The 18,683-nt window shown below is 70.5% G+C and carries 9 protein-coding genes and 2 tRNA genes; 10 read left to right on the top strand and 1 reads right to left on the bottom strand.

The window, feature by feature from the left end; all coding sequences use genetic code 11:
* Positions 1-71 precede the first annotated feature (71 nt).
* The 3 genes from GQQ93_RS09195 to GQQ93_RS09205 all read left to right on the top strand — a co-directional run bounded on the left by GQQ93_RS09195 (position 72) and on the right by GQQ93_RS09205 (position 1,302).
* Positions 72-974 carry a diacylglycerol/lipid kinase family protein gene (locus tag GQQ93_RS09195; protein ID WP_157423957.1) on the top strand — a complete coding sequence of 301 codons (903 nt, stop codon included), beginning with the start codon at positions 72-74 and terminating at the stop codon, positions 972-974.
* Positions 975-1,074: 100 nt separating this feature from the next.
* A tRNA-Glu gene (locus GQQ93_RS09200) sits at positions 1,075-1,150 on the top strand.
* Positions 1,151-1,229: 79 nt separating this feature from the next.
* Positions 1,230-1,302 (top strand) — tRNA-Glu (locus GQQ93_RS09205).
* A gap of 146 nt (positions 1,303-1,448) precedes the next feature.
* Here the strand turns inward: GQQ93_RS09205 and GQQ93_RS09210 are convergent.
* A complete protein-coding gene (locus GQQ93_RS09210; RefSeq protein ID WP_212277298.1) occupies positions 1,449-2,147 on the bottom strand; it encodes a TIGR00645 family protein in 699 nt (232 codons plus the stop codon).
* Positions 2,148-2,357: 210 nt separating this feature from the next.
* Here GQQ93_RS09210 and GQQ93_RS09215 point away from each other — a divergent pair, with 210 nt between their 5' ends.
* The 7 genes from GQQ93_RS09215 to GQQ93_RS09245 all read left to right on the top strand — a co-directional run bounded on the left by GQQ93_RS09215 (position 2,358) and on the right by GQQ93_RS09245 (position 18,663).
* Positions 2,358-3,395, top strand: coding sequence for a TerC family protein (locus GQQ93_RS09215; protein WP_157423958.1), 1,038 nt, complete (start codon positions 2,358-2,360; stop codon positions 3,393-3,395).
* 125 nt (positions 3,396-3,520) lie between these two features.
* Positions 3,521-4,393 carry a PP2C family protein-serine/threonine phosphatase gene (locus tag GQQ93_RS09220; RefSeq protein ID WP_246192243.1) on the top strand — a complete coding sequence of 291 codons (873 nt, stop codon included), beginning with the start codon at positions 3,521-3,523 and terminating at the stop codon, positions 4,391-4,393.
* Complete coding sequence (locus GQQ93_RS09225) at positions 4,386-5,615, top strand: FHA domain-containing protein (protein WP_157423959.1); 1,230 nt, start codon at positions 4,386-4,388, stop codon at positions 5,613-5,615. Before GQQ93_RS09220 ends, GQQ93_RS09225 begins: the two co-directional genes overlap by 8 nt.
* The gene (locus GQQ93_RS09230; RefSeq protein WP_157423960.1) at positions 5,615-7,273 is read left to right on the top strand and encodes a serine/threonine-protein kinase; all 1,659 of its coding nucleotides are present in this window, start codon (positions 5,615-5,617) and stop codon (positions 7,271-7,273) included. Before GQQ93_RS09225 ends, GQQ93_RS09230 begins: the two co-directional genes overlap by 1 nt.
* A complete protein-coding gene (locus GQQ93_RS09235) occupies positions 7,270-7,983 on the top strand; it encodes an FHA domain-containing protein (protein ID WP_212277299.1) in 714 nt (237 codons plus the stop codon). The genes GQQ93_RS09230 and GQQ93_RS09235 overlap by 4 nt, the downstream gene beginning before the upstream one ends.
* 32 nt (positions 7,984-8,015) lie before the next feature.
* Positions 8,016-13,229 carry an Ig-like domain-containing protein gene (locus GQQ93_RS09240; RefSeq protein WP_157423962.1) on the top strand — a complete coding sequence of 1,738 codons (5,214 nt, stop codon included), beginning with the start codon at positions 8,016-8,018 and terminating at the stop codon, positions 13,227-13,229.
* A gap of 118 nt (positions 13,230-13,347) precedes the next feature.
* Positions 13,348-18,663, top strand: a complete 5,316-nt coding sequence (locus GQQ93_RS09245) for an Ig-like domain-containing protein (protein ID WP_157423963.1) — start codon at positions 13,348-13,350, stop codon at positions 18,661-18,663.
* Positions 18,664-18,683: the final 20 nt, after the last annotated feature.

Below are 18,683 nucleotides of genomic sequence, written 5' to 3' on the forward strand. Positions count from 1 at the left end.
CTCCGAGCCAACACCGCGCCGATCAGGCGCGCAAGCGGCAGCACTGCCCGAATCGCTGCCAGAATCGCCCCATGGATCGAGCTCCCGAGCGGCTGCTCGTCGCCGTGAATCCCGCGGCGTCGTTCGGTCGCAACCGCGCCGTCGGCCCGGCGGTCGCCGAACGGCTCGCGCGGGAGGGCTTCGAGGTGGCGATGCTCCGGGAGGCGAACTTCGAGCTGCTGCGCCGCGAGGCCGAGCGCGCAGTCGCCCGCGGCGCCGACGGAGTGGTCGTGGTCGGCGGTGACGGCATGGCCTCGCTCGGGGTGAACCTGGTCGCCGGCACGGCGGTGCCGCTCGGCATCGTGGCGGCGGGCACGGGCAACGACTTCGCGCGCGGGCTGGGGCTGCCGATCGACGACCCGGCCGCGGCAGTCGAACGCCTCGTCGTGCAGCTGCGGGCGCCGGCGCGCACCATCGACGCCGGCATCGTGCGGCAGGGCAGCGTCGACACCTGGTTCGCGGGCGTCGTCTCTGCGGGATTCGACGCGGTCGTCAACGAGCGGGCGAACCGGATGACCCGGCCTCGCGGCCCCAGCCGTTACACACTGGCGATCCTCCGCGAACTCGCGACGTTCCGCCCGCGCAACTACGTGCTCACCATCGACGGGGTGCGCCGCGAGCAGCGGGCGATGCTCGTCTCGGTCGCGAACAACTCCTCGCTCGGCGGCGGGATGCGCGTCGTGCCGCACGCCGATCTCACCGACGGGCTGCTCGACGTCTTCATCGTCCATCCGCTCTCGCGGGCGGCGTTCGTCCGCGTGTTCCCGAGGGTCTTCGCGGGTGAGCACGTCGATCATCCGGCGGTCGAGTTCCTCACCGCGCGCGAGGTGACCATCGAGGCCGACGACGTCGTGGCCTACGCAGACGGCGAGCGCATCGGTGCGCCGCCGGTCTCGATCAGGGTCGTCCCGGGGGCGCTCCGCGTGTTCGCCTGAACGGCCGGAACCGGGGCCGCTGCTCGATTTGGAATGTGCCGGAAACGTGTGTCATACTCTTCGAGTTGTCGAAATCAGAATGAGAAGTTCTGAGAAACACGGCCCCATCGTTTAGCGGCCTAGGACACCGCCCTCTCACGGCGGCAGCGCGGGTTCAAATCCCGCTGGGGTCACCACTGTGAAACACGACAACAGATGAATGCCCTCGCCTCGGCGGGGGCATTCGTCGCAGAACGAATAGTTCTGCACCAGCACGGCCCCATCGTTTAGCGGCCTAGGACACCGCCCTCTCACGGCGGCAGCGCGGGTTCAAATCCCGCTGGGGTCACGACCGTGCTTCGCAGCAGACGGATGCCCTCGCCCAGGCGGGGGCATTCGTCGTCTCCGGCGGGATGCCTCGTGCGGCGCCCGCCACGCGGCATCCGATCGCTCGACCCCGTCGCGGGTGCCGCGCGAGGCGGCACCCGCGATCGGTCAGTGCCGCGTGGTCGCAGGTGCGAGTTCGTCGTCGGCCTCGGCGAGGCCGACGCGCGCGTCGGGGTAGGCGACGGGAACGCCGTCGTGCACCTCGTGGGGGGCGACCTTGTGGTACGACATGCGGTCGATCCAGGCGAGAGCGACTGCGGACAGGATGAACGTCAGGTGGATGAGGACCTGCCACATGACGCCCTCGCTCGTGTAGATGTCGCCGGTCTTGTTCTCGGCCTTGGGATCTCCGAGATCGCCGACCTCGATGAAGGTCTTCAGCAGGTGGATCGAGGAGATGCCGATGATCGCCATCGCGAGCTTCACCTTGAGCACGTTGGCGTTCACGTGCGAGAGCCACTCGGGCTGGTCGGGGTGGCCGTCGACCCTGATCCGGGAGACGAAAGTCTCATAGCCGCCGATGATCACCATGATCAGCAGGTTCGCGATCATGACGACGTCGATGAGGCCGAGCACCATGAGCATGATCGTCGCCTCGTCGATGTGCGAGAGATCGTGCAGGGCCTCCTCGCCGAGGTGCCACAACTCGACCAGGAAGACGACCACGTAGATCGCCTGGGCGACGATCAGCCCGAGGTACAGCGGGGCCTGCAGCCAGCGACTCGCGAAGATCGCGTAGCCGATGAGCGCGGAGCCCGGCGTCGAACGGTACTGGCGGGCGGGTGGCGGCGTCTTCGTGGCGCTCAAGCGTTCTCTCCTCGGATCGGGGGTACGAGTCTACGTGGCCGCGATTTCGACTAGACTCACCGGAGCGAAGGGGAGTATCCCGCGAGGCCGTGCCTCGGCCCACGATCGTCAGTACGAGCGCCGTCGCAGCCGCTCCGGTCGTGGAAGCTGTGCGAACAGCCTGGGAGAGACTTTCGGATTCCGTCGTCCCCGAACTCCGAAAGGTTCAACGTGCTCGAACTCCCCGTCTGGTTCGAAGTCGGTTCGCTCATCGTGCTGACGCTCATCCTCATCGGCGACCTGCTGCTGGTGCTGAAGCGCCCGCACGTGCCCTCGATGAAGGAGTCGACGCTCTGGGTCGTCTTCTACGTCGCACTCGCGCTCATCTTCGCCGGCATGATGTTCTGGCTCGGCGACGCCGAGCACGGCGGTCAGTTCCTCGCCGGCTGGCTGACCGAGTACAGCCTCTCGATCGACAACCTCTTCGTCTTCGTCATCATCATGGCGAGGTTCTCCGTGCCGCGGAAGCTGCAGCAGGAGGTGCTGATGGTGGGCATCATCATCGCGCTCGTGCTGCGCGGCATCTTCATCCTGCTCGGCGCCTCGCTCATCGAGAACTTCAGCTGGATCTTCTACATCTTCGGCGCCTGGCTCGTGTGGACCGCCATCCAGCAGGTGCGCGGCGACCACGAGGACGAGGACAGCGAGACCTTCATCGTGCGCCTGCTCCGCAAGCGCGTGCGCATCACCGACGAGTACGACGGCGTGAAGCTCCGCACCACGATCGACGGCAAGCGCTTCTTCACGCCCATGCTCATCGTGTTCGTGGCGATCGGCACGACCGACCTGCTCTTCGCGCTCGACTCGATCCCCGCGATCTTCGGCATCACCCAGTCGGCGTTCATCGTGTTCACCGCGAACGTGTTCGCCCTGATGGGCCTGCGCCAGCTCTACTTCCTCCTCGGCGGCCTCCTCGAGCGCCTCGAGTACCTGAAGTACGGCATCGCCTTCATCCTCGCGTTCATCGGCGTGAAGCTCGTGCTGCACGCGATGCACGTGAACGAACTGCCGTTCATCAACGGCGGCGAGCACATCGAGTGGGCGCCCGAGATCTCGACGTGGATGTCGCTGGGCGTCATCCTCGCCGCGATGGCCGTCGCGACCGTCGCGAGCCTCGTGAAGGCCAGGGTCGACGCGCGTCGCCGCGGTCACAAGCTCATGGACGAGGTGCCTCACTTCACCGACGATTCCGAGCACTCGGGCCGCTGACGCCTGCGGCGTTCTCCACAGGGTGACGGCGTTCCGGCGTCGGAGTTGCTACCGTGGACGGGCGGCGCCCGGCGGCGTCGCTCGGGCTGCCGTCCCGACCACACCCCGCCCTATCGAGGAGAACCGTGCCAGGTGATGTCGAGGGCGTCGTCGCCCTGACCCGCGGTTCGGCGCTCATCGCCCACTCCGCCCGGAGCGACATCGGGCGCGTGCGCAGCGTGAACGAAGACGCCGTGTTCGCCGAGTCGCCGGTCTATCTCGTGGCCGACGGCATGGGCGGGCACGCCAAGGGCGATGCCGCGAGCCAGGCGGTCGTCGAGACGTTCCGGCTCCACATCGAGCAGGGCACCCCGCCCTCGCCCGAGCAGGTGCTCGACGCGATCCACAGCTCGAACGAGGCCGTGCGCGCCCTGAGCGACCGCGGTGAAGAGGGCACGGCGGTCGCAGGCACCACGCTCGCGGGCGTCGCGCTCGTCGATGCCGGAGACGCCGGGGGCTACCACTGGATGGCGTTCAACATCGGGGACTCCCGCATCTACTCGTGGAACGGCCGCACCCTCGAGCAGTTGAGCGTCGATCACTCGGCTGTGCAAGAACTGGTCGACGCGGGGCTGATCAGCGCCGAAGACGCCGAACGTCACCCCGAGCGAAACGTGATCACGAGGGCGCTCGGCGCCGACGATGTCGTCGACCCCGACGTGTGGCTCATTCCGGCCACGGGTCGCCAGGTGTTCCTCGTCTGCTCCGACGGCCTGACGAAGGAGCTCGACGACGACCGGATCGCCGCCATCCTCGCCGGCGACGCAGCGCACCCTGCCGGCATGGCCGGCGAGCTCGTCGATGCCGCGCTCGCGCACGGCGGACGCGACAACGTGAGCGTCGTCGTCGTCGAGTCGAAGATCGGCGGCGATGACGACGACCCCGATGCGACGCGCGATCGCGGCGACGAGGCGATCGAGGTCACGAGGCCGAGGGACGAGGGGGGACGCGATGGCTGAGTATCGCGCAGAGGCGAGCGGTGCCGTCGCGGCCGTGCGACCGGGGGCCGCGCTGCTGGTCTCCGGTGCATCGGCGGCGACCGTGGCCGCAGAATTGTGGGCCGTGCTCGCGCCCGATGCGACGACGGCGGTGCTCGAGCGGCTCACGGCCGACGGGCTCGGCCGCACCCCCGATTTCGCACTCCTGACGTGGCAGCCGGCCGGCGAGGGCCTCGGCGGCGTCCGCATCATCGTGCGCGGTGCGTTCGAGGTCGTCGCCGGCGAGGTCGTCGTGTCGGGCGCGGCCGTCTCGACCTGGGCCGAACGGTTCGTCGACGACGCCGAGCGCGTCGAGATCGCACATGCGGATGCCACGGGGGTCGCCTCGTGGCTGCCGATCGTCGACGGCGTGGTGGCTGCGGCGGCCGTCGTCGTGCCGGGCGCGTCGCCGACCGGCGAGGCCGTCGCTCCGAAGCCCATGGAGACCTCGGCCCCCGAACCCGTGGCGCCGGCGATCTCCGGGGCGGCGATCCCCGCGGCGCCGGCGATCCCCGTGGCGGAGGCCGACGACGCCGAGACGCTCGCGGTCACGGAGCACACGATCGCGCCGATCGACGAAGAGACCATCGTCGGGGTGACCGATTTCATCCGCCCGCCCGAGGCGACCGGGGTTCCGCCCGTGGCCGCTCCGACGGCGCCGAACGTCGTGCCGGCCGCCGCCATCGTCGGCGACCTCGACGAGACCATCGCGCGGCCGATCGGCGAGGGCGCGTCCGCGCCCTTCGCCCCCGGCGACCACGACGGCATGACCGTCGCGAGCGCCGACATCCGGCGCCTGCGGGCGGAGCGCGAGGCATCCCGCCCCGCGTCGACGCCCGACGCCCCGGCAACGGCGACGGATTCGCCGGGGGTGCGCGTGCGCATGCCCGACGGCAGCTTCGAACCGCTCGGCCACGAGATCGTGCTCGGCCGCTCGCCGAGCGTCAGCAAGGTCTCGGGCGGCCGCCTGCCGAGGCTCGTCACGATCGGGCACGGCGATCCCGACATCTCGCGCAGTCACGTGCGCCTCGCGCTCGAAGGCGGCACGGTCGTCGTCACCGACCTGCACTCGCGCAACGGCACGCTCGTGGTCGCCCCCGGCCGCGCGCCGGTGAAGCTCCGCGCCGGCGAGCCGACGCCCGTGCTCATCGGCACCGTCGTCGACCTCGGCGGCGGCTGGACGATCCAGGTGGTGGGCGACTGATGCGGCGCGCCACCTCGACACCGCCCGAGCTTCCGGGATACAACTCGCTCGGCCTGCTCGGCTCGGGCGGCTTCGCCGACGTCTTCCTCTACGAGCAGCGCCTGCCGCGCCGCAAGGTCGCCGTCAAGGTGCTGCTCACCGAAGAGCTCGGCCGCGACACCCGCGCCCAGTTCGTCGCCGAGGCGAACCTCATGGCGCAGCTCTCGGCGCACCCGTTCATCGTCACCATCTTCCACGCCGACGTCTCGGCCGACGGACGCCCGTACTTCGTCATGGAGTACTGCTCGGGCCCGAGCCTCGCCGAGCGCTACAAGCGCGAGCCGTTCTCGGTCGAAGACGCGCTGCGCACCGGCGTGCGGCTCGCCGGCGCGATCGCCACCGCGCACGCCGCCGGCATCCTGCACCGCGACATCAAGCCCGCCAACGTGCTCACGAACGACTACGGCTGGCCCGCGCTCACCGACTTCGGCATCTCGTCGAACCTCGAGGGCGAGCTTCCGGTGCATACCGTCACGGTGGCCGAGCTCGGTGCGACCGGTTCGGCGTCGGGCACCGGGCAGTCGGCGGTCGGGCTCAGCGTGCCGTGGTCGCCGCCAGAGATGTTCGACGACGACCCGAAGCCCGACCCGCGCAGCGACGTCTTCTCGCTCGCGGCGACGGTGCACACGCTGCTCGCCGGGCGCACCCCGTTCGAGATCCCCGGGCGTTCCAACGGTTCTCTCGACCTCATGGGGCGCATCGAGCGCGGTGCGATCACGCCGATCGGCCGCACCGATGTGCCCGCGAGCCTCGCCGCCGTGCTGGCGAAGGGCATGGCGACCCGTCGCGACGACCGCTATCCGAGTGCGGTCGAGTTCGCCCGCGCCCTCCAACGCGTCGAGCTCGAGCTCGGCTATGCCGCGACGAACATCGAGGTGCCGAACCTCGCCGCCGAGCGCGAGGCGCAGTCGGGTGACGACGACGGCGCCGACGCGACGCGGGCCCGTTCGGTCACGACCGTCGCCGCGCAGGCCCCCGTCGCGCCGGCGGCCGCGCCCGTGGCACCCCCACCGGTCGTGCCGCCGCCCGTCGACGACGACCGAACCCTCGCCCGCTCGCCGCAGCAGGTCGCCGCGCAGCCTCCGGCGCCCGTGGTCGACGATGCGACCATGCTCCGCACGCGTGGCCCGGCTGTGGCCGACGCCACGGTCGTCCGGCCGGCAGGTGCGACCGCTGCCTCCGCCACGACGTCGGTGCCGACCGAGACCCGGGCGCCTCGGCGCTCGCGCGTCGGCGTGATCGTCGCCTCGGTCGCCGCGGTCGTGGTCGTCGCCGTCGTCGGCATCGCGATCGCTCTCTCGGGCACCTTGACCGCGCCCGAACCAGAGGTCGAGTCGCCGACCGGCGGCGAAGATGCGGTGATCGAGGCGACGGTGCCGGCACCGACGGTCGAGTTCGCGGGCCTCGACGGCACGTCCGCCGTCTTCGACGTGGCGCACGACGACGCCGAGGACGGCGACCGCTATCGCTGGAAGCGCGTCGACGGCTCGGGCTCGACCGAGGTCACCGAGGGCCCGACGATCACCGTCGCGAACGGCGCGGGGGGTGTCGTCTGCATCGACGTCGAGGTGCAGCGCGGCAGCAAGACTTCCGAACCGGTGAGGGGATGCTCCGGATGAGGCCACTGCGAGTCGAATACTGCGGGGAGTGGTACACGGTCGAGGCGGGGGAGCCGTTCACGATCGGCCGCGACTCCGACCTCACGATCGACGAGAACCCGTACCTGCACCGCACCTTCCTGACGCTGTCGTCGGAGTACGGCCTGTGGTGGCTCTCGAACGTCGGGCAGCTGCTCTCGGCGACCGTGTCGGACGCCACCGGCAGCGTGCAGGCCTGGGTCGCTCCGGGGGCGAAGCTGCCCCTCGTGTTCCAGACCGTGCACGTCATGTTCAGCGCCGGCGCGACGACCTACGACTTCACCGTGCACGCCGAGGAGGACTTCTACAACACCTCGCTCACGGCGACGCCCGCCGACGGCGGCACCACGGTGATGCCGGTCACCCTCACGACGAGTCAGCGGCTGCTCGTGGTCGCGCTCGCCGAGCACCTGCTCGCCCAGCCGACGGCCGGGCGAGCGACGGTGCCCTCGTCGGCCGAGGCCGCGGCCCGCCTCGGCTGGAGCATGACGACCTTCAACCGCAAGCTCGACAACGTCTGCGAGAAGCTCGACCGCATCGGCGTCGACGGACTGCGCGGCGGACGGGGCAAGCTCGCCACGAACCGTCGCGCCCGCCTCGTCGAGTACGCCGTGGCGACCCGCCTCGTGAGCGCCGACGACCTGCCGATGCTCGATCGCGCGGCCGACGACGCCGAAGACGCCCGCACGTGATCCCATCGCCTCGGAGCGGGCGGACTCGCTCCGTGGCATCCATCGCCGCGATCGCCCTGCTCGCCGCGATCCCGTTCGGCATCGCCGTGCTGCACGACGGGTTCCCCGTCACCGACGTCGACCTCGACGCGCGGACCGTTTGGGTGACGAACGGCGACGCCCTGCTCGCCGGACGGCTTTCGAAGCCCATCGCCGAGCTCGACGGCGCGGTGAACACCGCGTCTCGCAGCACCGAGGTCTACCAGCACGGCGACGACGTCTTCCTCTACGACGGCGAGGCCGGCGCGATCGAGCGGGTCGACCCGTCGTTCACGACGCTCGTCGAGCGCACCGAGCTGCCGCCGGGCTCGAGCGTCGCCTACGGCGGTGACTTCCTGGCCGTCGCGTCGCCCGAGGGCGAGGTCTGGATCCTCGACGCGGCCGCGCCGCTCGCTTTCGATCCCGGTTCGGCGCCGCCGATCGTCGAGGCCGGCACGGGAGCGCAGCTCGCGGTGACGGGCGAGGGCACCGTGTTCGTGAGCTCGCCGCGCGAGGGCGCGCTCTTCAGGATCGGGGCCGGCGCCGCGGCATCCGAACGCACCGAACTGCCCGAACTCGGCGAGCACCGGCTCGCCGCAGTGGGCGAGCACGCCGTCGTGCTCGACCTCGAGCGCAACCGTCTGATCACCGACCGGGCGACGGTCGAGCTGCCCGCTGCGGCGCTCGAACTGCAGCAGAGCGGGCCCGACGACGCGGCAGCGCTCGTGGCGACCGGAACCGGGCTCCTCGAGGTGCCGCTCGCGGGCGGCGAGGTGCGACGCATCGACGTGGGGATCACGGGCGAGCTGACCGACCCCGACGACGTCTCCGCGCCGGTGCGAGTCGACGGATGCGCGCACGGGGCATGGGCCGGCGCCGGTCGCTACGCGGTCGCCTGCGGCGACGGCGAGGCCCGGACGGTCGAACTCGACCGAGTGACGCACAACGTCGAACTCGAATTCCGCGTCAATCGCAGCGTGATCGCCCTCAACGACCTCACGAGCGGCAACGCCTGGCTGCTCGACTCCGAGCTGCGGCTCGTCGACGACTGGGAGCAGGCGACACCGCCCGAAGACGAGGAGACCGAGGACGGCGACGAGGAATCGCAGACCCAGTCCTTCGAGGACACCCTCGCCGAACGCACGGAGGAGAACCGCGCCCCGCTCGCCCGCGACGACGTCTTCGGCGTGCGCCCCGGAGTGACGACCATCATCCCGGTCCTCGACAACGACTCCGATCCCGACGGCGACGTGCTCACCATCGCCTCGACGGGCGAGGTGCCCGGGTCGCGAGGGGTGCTCGAGACGATCGACGGCGGGCGGGCGCTCCAGTTCACGCCGGCCGACGGCATGCAGGGCTCCGTGAGCTTCCGCTACTCGGCGAGCGACGGCCGCCCCGGCGGCGTTGCCGAAGCGCAGGTCGACCTCGCCGTGCGACCGCTCGAGCAGAACACGGCGCCGGCATCGCTGCGGAATACGGCGATCAGCGTGGAGCAGGGGCAGCGCGCCTCGTACAACGTGCTGCGCGACTGGCGCGATCCTGACGGCGACGCCGTCTTCCTCGTCTCGGCGACGCCGAAGGGCGACGACGCGGTCAGCTTCGCGCCCGACGGGGAACTCACCTTCACGCACACGTCGGGCGAGCTCGGCGAGAAGGAGATCGCCTTCGTCGTCTCGGACGGCGTCGACCAGTCCACCGGCACCCTCGCGATCGAGGTGAAGCCGCACGGGGAGCTGCACCCGGTGGGCACCCCCGACTTCGCGACGACCTTCACCGGCGAGACCGTGCTCATCGAGCCGCTCGCGAACGACCAGAGCCCCGGGGGCGAACCGCTCGCGCTCCTCGGCCTCGACGAGGTGCCCGACGACGCCGAGGTCGTCCCGAACCTCGAACGCGGCACCATCGGCTTCACCGCAGCCGCGGCCGGCAGCTACACCGTGCTGTACCAGCTCGGCGCCGGCTCGAGCTCGAGCGTCGGGCTCATCCGCGTCGACGTCGAGGAGCGGCCGGCTGAGCCGCTCGCGCCGATCGCCGTGACCGATCTCGCCTACCTGCGCGCCGGCGAGCCCGTCTCGGTGCCCGTGCTCGCGAACGACGTCTCGCCGAGCGGCGACGTGCTCGCGGTGCAGGCGGTCGACACGCAGGAGGTCGAGGGGAGGCTCACGGTCGAGGTGCTGACGAATGCGGTCGTGCGGATCACCCCGTCGTCGGCGCTCACCGAACAGCTGCAGCTCGAGGTGACGATCAGCGACGGACGGGAGAGCACGACCTCGGGACTCACCGTCGTGCCGGTGCCGCCGCTCGTCAAGCACCAACCGCCCATCGCGGTCGACGACGAAGTGCGCGTGCGGGCCGGCGACATCGTGACCGTGCCCGTGCTCGACAACGACTCCCACCCCGACCATGCGCCCCTGGCCGTCGAGCCCGAGCTCGTCGACGACGCCTCAGCCGGAGGGCTCGCGTTCGTCAGCGGCAACACGGTGCGGTATCAGGCGCCCGACGAGCCCGGCGTGTACTCGGTCGACTACCGGCTCACGGATCCCTCCCGCGAGACCGCCGTCGCCTCGGTGCGATTCACCGTCGTGGGCCGTGGGGCGGAGAACGCCGCGCCGAGCGCGCGGCCGCTGACGACCAGGACGTTCGCCGACTCGTCGGTGAAGGTCGACGTGCCGCTCGACGGTCTCGACCCCGACGGCGACTCCGTCGCCCTCCGCGGGGTCACCTCGACGCCGAAGCTCGGACGCATCGTCGCGACCGACACCGGCAGCATCGAGTACGAGTCGTACCCGGGCATGTCGGGCACCGACAGCTTCCAGTACGAGGTGGAGGACGCGCTCGGCGAACGGGCCACCGGAACCATCCGCGTCGGGGTGATTCCTCGGGCGGGCACGGACTCCCCGCCGAACGCGGTCGACGACACGGTCGAGATCCTGCCCCGACGAGTCGCCTCCGTGCCGGTGTGGCGCAACGACTCCGACCCGAACGGCTACCGGCTCGAGGTCGACGAGGAGCTCGTCGAGGTCGACGAGGGCATCGAGGCCGAGGTCGACGACGATCGCGTCGTCGTCGAGGCGCCCGACGAGGAGGGGGCGTTCACGATCCGCTATCGGATCGACAACGGGCACGGCGGCGTCGACACGGCGTTCCTGCAGGTGCTCGTGACCGAGGACGCCCGGCCGGTGCCCCCGAGCTCGGTCGACCAGTTCGTCGCCGTGGAGGACGTCGTCGACGGACGCGCTGCGGACGTGGACGTGCTCGAGGGCGCGGAGAATCCCGGCGGGCGCGTCGGCGACCTCGTCGTCTCGCTCGAGGGGCGGGGCACGGATGCCGCGGAGTTGCTGCCGGACGGCGAGGTCCGCGTGCGCGCCGGCGACGCGCGCCGAGCGATCGCCTACCGGCTCACGAACGAGGTCGACGGCCTCTCGACGACTTCGTTCATCATCGTGCCGCCCGCGCCCGACGGTGCGAGCGAGGCCCGGCCCGCACCGCCGTACCTCGCGGAGCTGCCGCCGCAGCAGACGTCGCTCGACACCCCGATCGAGTGGTCGATCCACGACCTCGTCGTCGTGCCGTCGGGACATCCGCCGCTCGTGCTCTCGGCCTCGGCGACGAACGGCGACGGCTCCGAGGTCAAGGTCGACGGCGAGACCCTGCGGTTCACGCCGGCGAAGGGGTATCGGGGACCGGCCTCGGTGAGCTTCGCGGTGACCGACGGCACCTCCGAGTCCGACCCCGACGGCGTCTCGGCGCTGCTCACGATCCCGGTGACCGTCGGCGATCCCGATCTCGCCGACGTCGCCCCGACGTTCACCGCGCAGACCGTGACGATCGAGGCGGGCGAGGAACCGCTCACGATCGACCTGCGCGACTCGGCCTCCCACCCCAACCCCGAGCTCGCCGACCGGATCGCGTTCGGCGGGCTTTCGGGCTCGACGAGCGAGGTGAAGGCGGGGCTCGCGGGCTCCGAGCTCACCGTCATGGCGCCCCGCGGGGTGCAGCCGGGTACGACCGCGACCCTCGAGTTCGACGTGTCGCTCGGCGAGTTCGTCGTGCCGGGTGAGGTCGTCGTGGTCGTGGCATCCTCGACCCGGCCGCCGGCGCGTACCGCCGACGACCCGAACGACGCGGAGCAGCGCACCTTCCGCCCGTCGCAGACGATCGAGCTCGACGTCCTCGCCAACGACTTCAATCCCTTCGCGGCCGAGGGCGAGCCGCTGCGCGTCGTCGGCGCCGTGCTCGACCGATCCGGGGTGGGGGAGTCCGCCGACATCGCGTTCACCGACGACACGGTGACGATCCGCACGGGGCCGGGCGCGACCGGCACGCTGAGCGCGGTCTACACGGTGCAGGACGCGACCCGCGATCGCACGAGGCAGGTGCAGGGGCGCGTCGTCCTCTCGATCGTCGACGTCCCCGATCGCCCGCGGGCGCCCGGAGCGAGCGAAGGCGACGGCCTGGCGACGGTCACCGTCGAATCGACGGCGTCGAACAACTCGCCGATCCTCGACTACACGATCTCGTGGCCGGGCGGGCAGCTGACGGTTCCGCGCGAGGGCAGCTACACGGTGAGCGGGCTCCGGAACGGCACCGACTACGCGTTCCGGGTGACCGCTCGCAATGCCGTCGGCAGCTCGACCCCTTCGCCCGAGAGCGTCGCGGTCCGTCCGTACGGCGTACCGGGAGCGCCCGCGAGCGCGAGCCTCAGTGCGACCACGAACGGTACGGGGGACATGACGCTCAGCTGGTCGCCGCCCGCGAACGACGGCGGTCGCGGCATCGGCGAGTACCGCTGGCGGCAGGTCGGAGCGGGGAACTCCAGCTCGACGACGGCGACGGCGGTGAACTTCCGGATGGGCGTGGGCACGCAGTACACGTTCGAGGTGCAGGCCTGCAACGCGCGCGGATGCGGCGGATGGACCCGCTCCAACCCCGCGACGCCGACCGCGCCCCCGCCGTGGACGCCGACGCACTACTCGACGACGATCACGCAGTCGACGTGCCCCGAACCCGGATCGGCGTATCCCGACGGGCCGTGGAACGGGGACAGCGGGTGCTCGTTCAAGCCGCAGGGCGCGCTGGCGCCGGGCACGGTGATCGACGCGTGGTGCTACTCGCAGCGCAACGGCGAGCACTGGCTGTACTTCACCTCCGAGAGCGGCGCCTACGACGGCTGGTTCGTCTCCGCTGCAGACACGAGTCGACCCGGACGCTCGCTCCCCGACTGCTGACGGCGGATTCGATGGGGATGACTCCCCATGTGACGTCGTCGCGAGCCCGTGTTAGCGTGTACCCCGTTGTGGGGCCTGGTCGCCCCGAAGAAGCCGTCGTGATATCCGGGGAGCAGTGGTGGGAACCTTCGCTTCGTGGGTCCGTACGCGCAAGGCCACCGCGACCACGCTCGCGCTGACGCTGCTCGCCGGTGTTCCGCTCACCTTCGCCGTCCTCCACCAGGGCTTCCCGGTCACCGATCCCGACCTCAGGGCGCGCGACGTGTGGGTGACGAACGCGAAAGACCTGCTCGCCGGGCGCCTGAACCGGCCGATCGGTGAACTCGACGCCGCGGTCAGCACGGCCACCAACGAGTTCGACGTGTTCCAGAACGGCGACGATGCGTTCCTCTACGACCGCAGCATCGGTTCGCTCGAGCGCATCGACCCGTCGTTCACGACGCTGACCGAGCGCATCGACGTCCCGCCGGGGTCGACGGTCGCCTACGGCGGCGAGGTGCTCGCCGTGCTCTCGCCGAAGGGCGAATTGTGGACGGTGCTCGCCGGGTCGGCACTGTCGTTCGACGCCGCAGGCACCGACCCGCTCCTGAAGCTGGGCGAGGGAGCCCAGGTCGCCGTCTCGAGCACTGGCACCGTCTTCGCGACGAAGCCCGCCAAGGGCGCGCTGTACACGATCGCGATCGACCAGGAGCCGGTGAAGCGCGAGGTCCCGAAGCTCGAGCAGCACCAGCTCGCCGCGGTCGGAGAGCGCGCGGTCATCCTCGACGAGAAGAAGAACCGAGTGATCGCCGACGGCACGACCGTCGAACTGCCCGACACGGGCCTCCGGCTCCAGCAGTCGGGCGCCGAGCACGATGCGGTGCTCGTCGCGGGCGCAGAGGCACTCTTCGAGGTCCCGCTCGGGGGCGGCGCGGTCACTTCGATCCCGAACGGTGGAGACGCCCCGGCCGCGAAGGCGAGCGAGGTCGCTGCGCCCGTCTGGCTCGAGGGGTGCGCCCACGGCGCCTGGTCGACTTCGGCGCGTTATCTCGCGGTCTGCGACGGCGCAGAGCCGCGTTCGCAGGCGATCGAGCAGCGCACCGCCGGTGCTCGACTCGAATTCCGCGTGAACCGTGACGTGATCGTGCTCAACAACCTCTCGAACGGCAACGCCTGGCTGGTCGACTCCGACCTCAGGCTCGTCGACAACTGGGAGGAGGTGACGCCGCCCGAGGAGTCGGAGGACGAGGAGGGCGACGAGAAGAGCTCCCAGCAGAACTTCGAGGACACCCTCGCCGAGCGCGGCCCGATCAACCGGCCGCCGCTCGCCCGTGACGACGAGTACGGCGTGCGCCCCGAGCGCACGACCATCCTCGAGGTGCTCGAGAACGACACCGACCCCGACGGAGATGTGCTCACCGTGGCCGAGCTGCCGACGGCGAGCGGGGCGGCTGGGCGACTCGAGCTCATCGACGGCGGCCGCGCGCTGCAGTTCACGCCCGAGAAGGGGGCGGCGGGCACCGCGTCGTTCCGCTACACCGTCGACGACGGACGCGGGGGCAAGGCCGAGGCATCCGTCAACGTGCGCATCAGGCCCGCGAGCGAGAACGAGGCGCCCGTCTCGATGCGCAACGGCGCCACGAGCGTCGAGCAGAGCCGGCAGATCTCGTACAACGTGCTCGCCGACTGGAACGATCCAGACGGCGATGACGTCTACCTCGTGAACGCGTCGCCGACGAGCGGCGACTCGGTGCGCTTCAGCCCCGACGGGCTCGTGACCTTCGCGCACCAGTCGGGCGAGCTGGGCGCGAAAGAGGTGCAGTACATCGTCTCCGACGGGCAGACCGAGGCCGCCGGCACGCTCACCGTCGAGGTGAAGCCGAGCGGCACGCTGAACCCCGTCGGCACGCCCGACTTCGCACAGGTGTTCGCGGGCGAGTCGGTCTCGATCGAACCGCTCGCGAACGACCTGACGCCGTCGGGAGCGCCCCTGACGCTCATCGGCCTCGAAGAGGTGCCCGACGGGCCGACGGTCACCCCGAACCTCGAGCGCGGCACGATCACCTTCTCCGCCGGCGAGCCAGGCGAGTACGTCTTCCTCTACAACCTCGCCGCTGACACGGCGGTGAGCGTCGGGCTCATCCGCGTGCAGGTGAACGAGCCGCCCGCCGAGGCGCCGGCGCCGATCGCCGTGAAGGACACGGCCTACCTCCGGCCCGGCGAGCCCACCACGGTGCCGCTGCTCGCCAACGACGTGTCGCCGTCGGGCCGCGTGCTGGCCGTGCAGTCGGTCGACGACTCGGCGACCGACGACCTCGTCTCGGTCGAGATCCTCACGAACACCGTGGCGCGCGTCACCGCCTCCGAGGCGATCGACCGGCAGCTCCAGTTCACGTACACGATCTCCGACGGCGTGAACACCGCGACGGCATCGGTCGCCGTCGTGCCGGTGCCGCCCCTCGTGAAGCACCAGCCTCCCGTCGCGGCCGACGACAGCGTCAATGTGCGGGCCGGCGACATCGTGACCGTGCCGGTGCTCGACAACGACTACCATCCCGACGCCGCCGCCATCCACGTGCTGCCCGAACTCGCGAACACGAACGCCGAGGGTGGACTCGCGTTCGTGAGCGAAGACGAGGTGCGTTTCCAGGCGCCGAAGACTCCGGGCACGTACAGCACCGTCTACACGGTCGGCGACGACTTCGAGCAGACCGCCCGCGCGACCGTGCGGTTCACGGTGATCGGCCCCGACCCCGAGAACAACCGGGCGCCGCTGCCGACCCCGCTCACCTCGCGCACCTTCGAGGGCTCCGCAGTCAAGATCGACGTGCCGCTCGACGGCATCGACCCCGACGGCGACTCGGTCGTGCTCACCGGAATCTCGTCGGCGCCGGCCCTCGGCCGCATCATCGAGCGCACGAGCACCTCGATCACCTACGAGGCGCTGACCGGGTCGGCCGGCACCGACACGTTCAAGTACGAGGTCCAGGACACGGGCGGGGCGAAGTCGACCGGCACCGTGCGCATCGGCGTGATCCCGCGGCCCGCCGTGCAGCTGCCGCCGAAGGCGGTCGACGACACGATCGAGATGAAGCCCGGCCGCACCGTCGGCGTCGAGGTGCTGCTCAACGACTCCGACCCCTCTGGCTACCAGTTGCACGTCGCCGACCTGCCCGACGTCGACGACGGCATCGAGGCCGAGATCCGCGACCGTCGCAGGGTCGTCGTGACGGCGCCCGAGACGGAGGGCGCGTACACGCTGCGCTACGAGATCTCGAACGGCCACGGTGGCGCAGATGCCGCCTTCCTGCAGATCGCCGTGTCGAAGGACGCGAAGATCCTGCCGCCGACCGCCGAAGACCAGGTCATCGAGCCCGAAGCGGTCGTCGACGTCGACCGGGTCAACGTGCGACCGCTGAACGACGCGACCAATCCGGGCGGTCTCGTCGAAGACCTGAAGGTCGCGGTCGAGGGGCCGAACGCCGACCGTGCCGAGGTGCTGAGCGACGGCAGTATCGACGTGAAGCCCGGTCGCGAACGCTTCGCCGTCGCGTTCCGCCTGACGAACGAGCTCGACGAACTCGACGCGAAGGCCTTCGTGATCGTGCCGCCGATCCCCGGTGGCGACGACGTCGCCGAGGAGACGCAGCGACCGAAGACCCCTGAAGAGCTCGCGGCCGAAGAGAAGGCGAAGTTCCCGGCGCCGCACCTCGCCGATCTCGGTGAGATCGTCGTGCCGATGAACGGCAGCATCACGTGGAACGCGAACGACATCGTCGTCGTGCCCTCGGGTCAGCCGCCCCTCATCCTCTCGGCTTCGGCGACCAACGCCGGGGAGTCGCCGTTCGTCGACGGCCAGACCCTGCAGTACGTGCCCGAGCAGGACTACCGTGGTTCGGCCGCGGTGACCTTCGAGGTCACCGACGGCAAGAGCGCCGACGACCCGATCGGGCGCAAGGCGATCCTCACGATCCCGATCACCGTCGGCGACCCGAACTTCAACGACACACCGCCGACGTTCACCCCGCGCACCGAGACGATCGAAGCGGGCGAGGCGCCGCTGCAGGTCGACCTCCGCTCCTCGACCTTCCAGCCGAACCCCGACAACGTCGAGCGGGTCGAATACACGAACCTCGCCGGCACGACGAACGACATCCAGGCCTCGATCGACGGCGGCACGCTCACCGTGACGTCCCCCCGCGGCGTGCAGCCCGGCACCGAGACGAGGCTGAGCTTCGACCTCAAGTTCGAGTCGTTCACCGTGCCCGGGTACGTCGACGTGAAGGTCGTCTCATCGACGCGCGTCAAGCCGGCGGCGAACCCCGACGGACCGATCGAGATGACGCGCAGCGATTCGCAGCCGATCGACGTGCTCGCGAACGACTTCAACCCGTTCAACGCCGAGGGCGAGAAGCTGCGCGTGGTGGCCGCTGAGATCAACTCGGCGGATGTCGGTTCGAACGCCTCTGTGAGCTTCACCGAGTCCGGAATCACGGTGCGCACCGGCGCCTCCTTCACGGGCGAGCTCAGTGTCATCTACCGCATCGGCGACGCGACACTCGACGAGTCGCGTGAGGTGCAGGGGCTGGTGAGGGTGATCGTGCGCGACCGACCCGATGCGCCGACGATCACGGGTACTGTGAGCGGTGACGGCAACGTCAGGCTGAGCTGGCGAGCGAACGCCACGAACAATTCGCCCATCACGGGATACATCGTGTCGTCGCAGCCCGCGGCCGGCGGTCCGTGGAACTTCGGAGAGTCGGCAGCGGGCACGCCGCAGACCATCAGCGGGCTCGCAAATGGGACGGCCTACACCTTCACGGTGCGAGCGGTGAACGACAAGGGCACGTCCGAGGCGTCGAACAGCGCAACCGAGACGCCGTACGGCACTCCGAGCCAGCCCACGAACCTTCGCACCGGCGGCATCGGTTACGCGCCCGCTGACGTCACGGTCGCGTGGGATCCGCCGAACAGCACCGGTGGCGGCGCCGTGCAGTTCCGCAGCCGCATCAGCGGCGGGAGCTGGTCGGGCTGGTCGAACGCGCAGTCGAGGACCTTCAACAACCTCGGTGCCGGCGGATATACGGTCGAGGTCGAAGCGCGCAACAACGGCAGCCAGAAGGTCGGCCCGGCGAACTCGATCCGCTTCAGCGTCGAGAACCGCCCGCCGCCTCCGAAGACGGTGTCCCTGTCGAAGGGGACGAGGGTCGGCTACTACAACGGCCAGTACGGGTATTGCGGTGGCGACTGCTGGCACTACAACGTCAGCGTCTCGAACTTCCCCGACGGCACTGCTTCCGGCTACGCCTACTGCAACGGGTCACGCCTGAATACGAACATCCGGATCTCCGTCAGCGGCGGGAGCGGAAGTTACGCCGGCAAGTTCCCGGACTCGTGGTGCGGGCACAGCAACGCGTACGTGATCATCGACGGCGTCCAGAGCAACAACTGGTGACCTGTTACACAGAGAAGGAT

The sequence above is a fragment of the Agromyces lapidis genome, from assembly GCF_009749405.1.
Taxonomy (GTDB): domain Bacteria; phylum Actinomycetota; class Actinomycetes; order Actinomycetales; family Microbacteriaceae; genus Agromyces; species Agromyces lapidis.

Bases quoted from the DNA above. Each gene is read 5' to 3' on its own strand.
- GQQ93_RS09230 (WP_157423960.1), top strand. From the start codon at position 5,615: ATGCGGCGCGCCACCTCGACACCGCCCGAGCTTCCGGGATACAACTCG.
- GQQ93_RS09235 (WP_212277299.1), top strand. From the start codon at position 7,270: ATGAGGCCACTGCGAGTCGAATACTGCGGGGAGTGGTACACGGTCGAG.
- GQQ93_RS09195 (WP_157423957.1), top strand. From the start codon at position 72: ATGGATCGAGCTCCCGAGCGGCTGCTCGTCGCCGTGAATCCCGCGGCG.
- GQQ93_RS09225 (WP_157423959.1), top strand. From the start codon at position 4,386: ATGGCTGAGTATCGCGCAGAGGCGAGCGGTGCCGTCGCGGCCGTGCGA.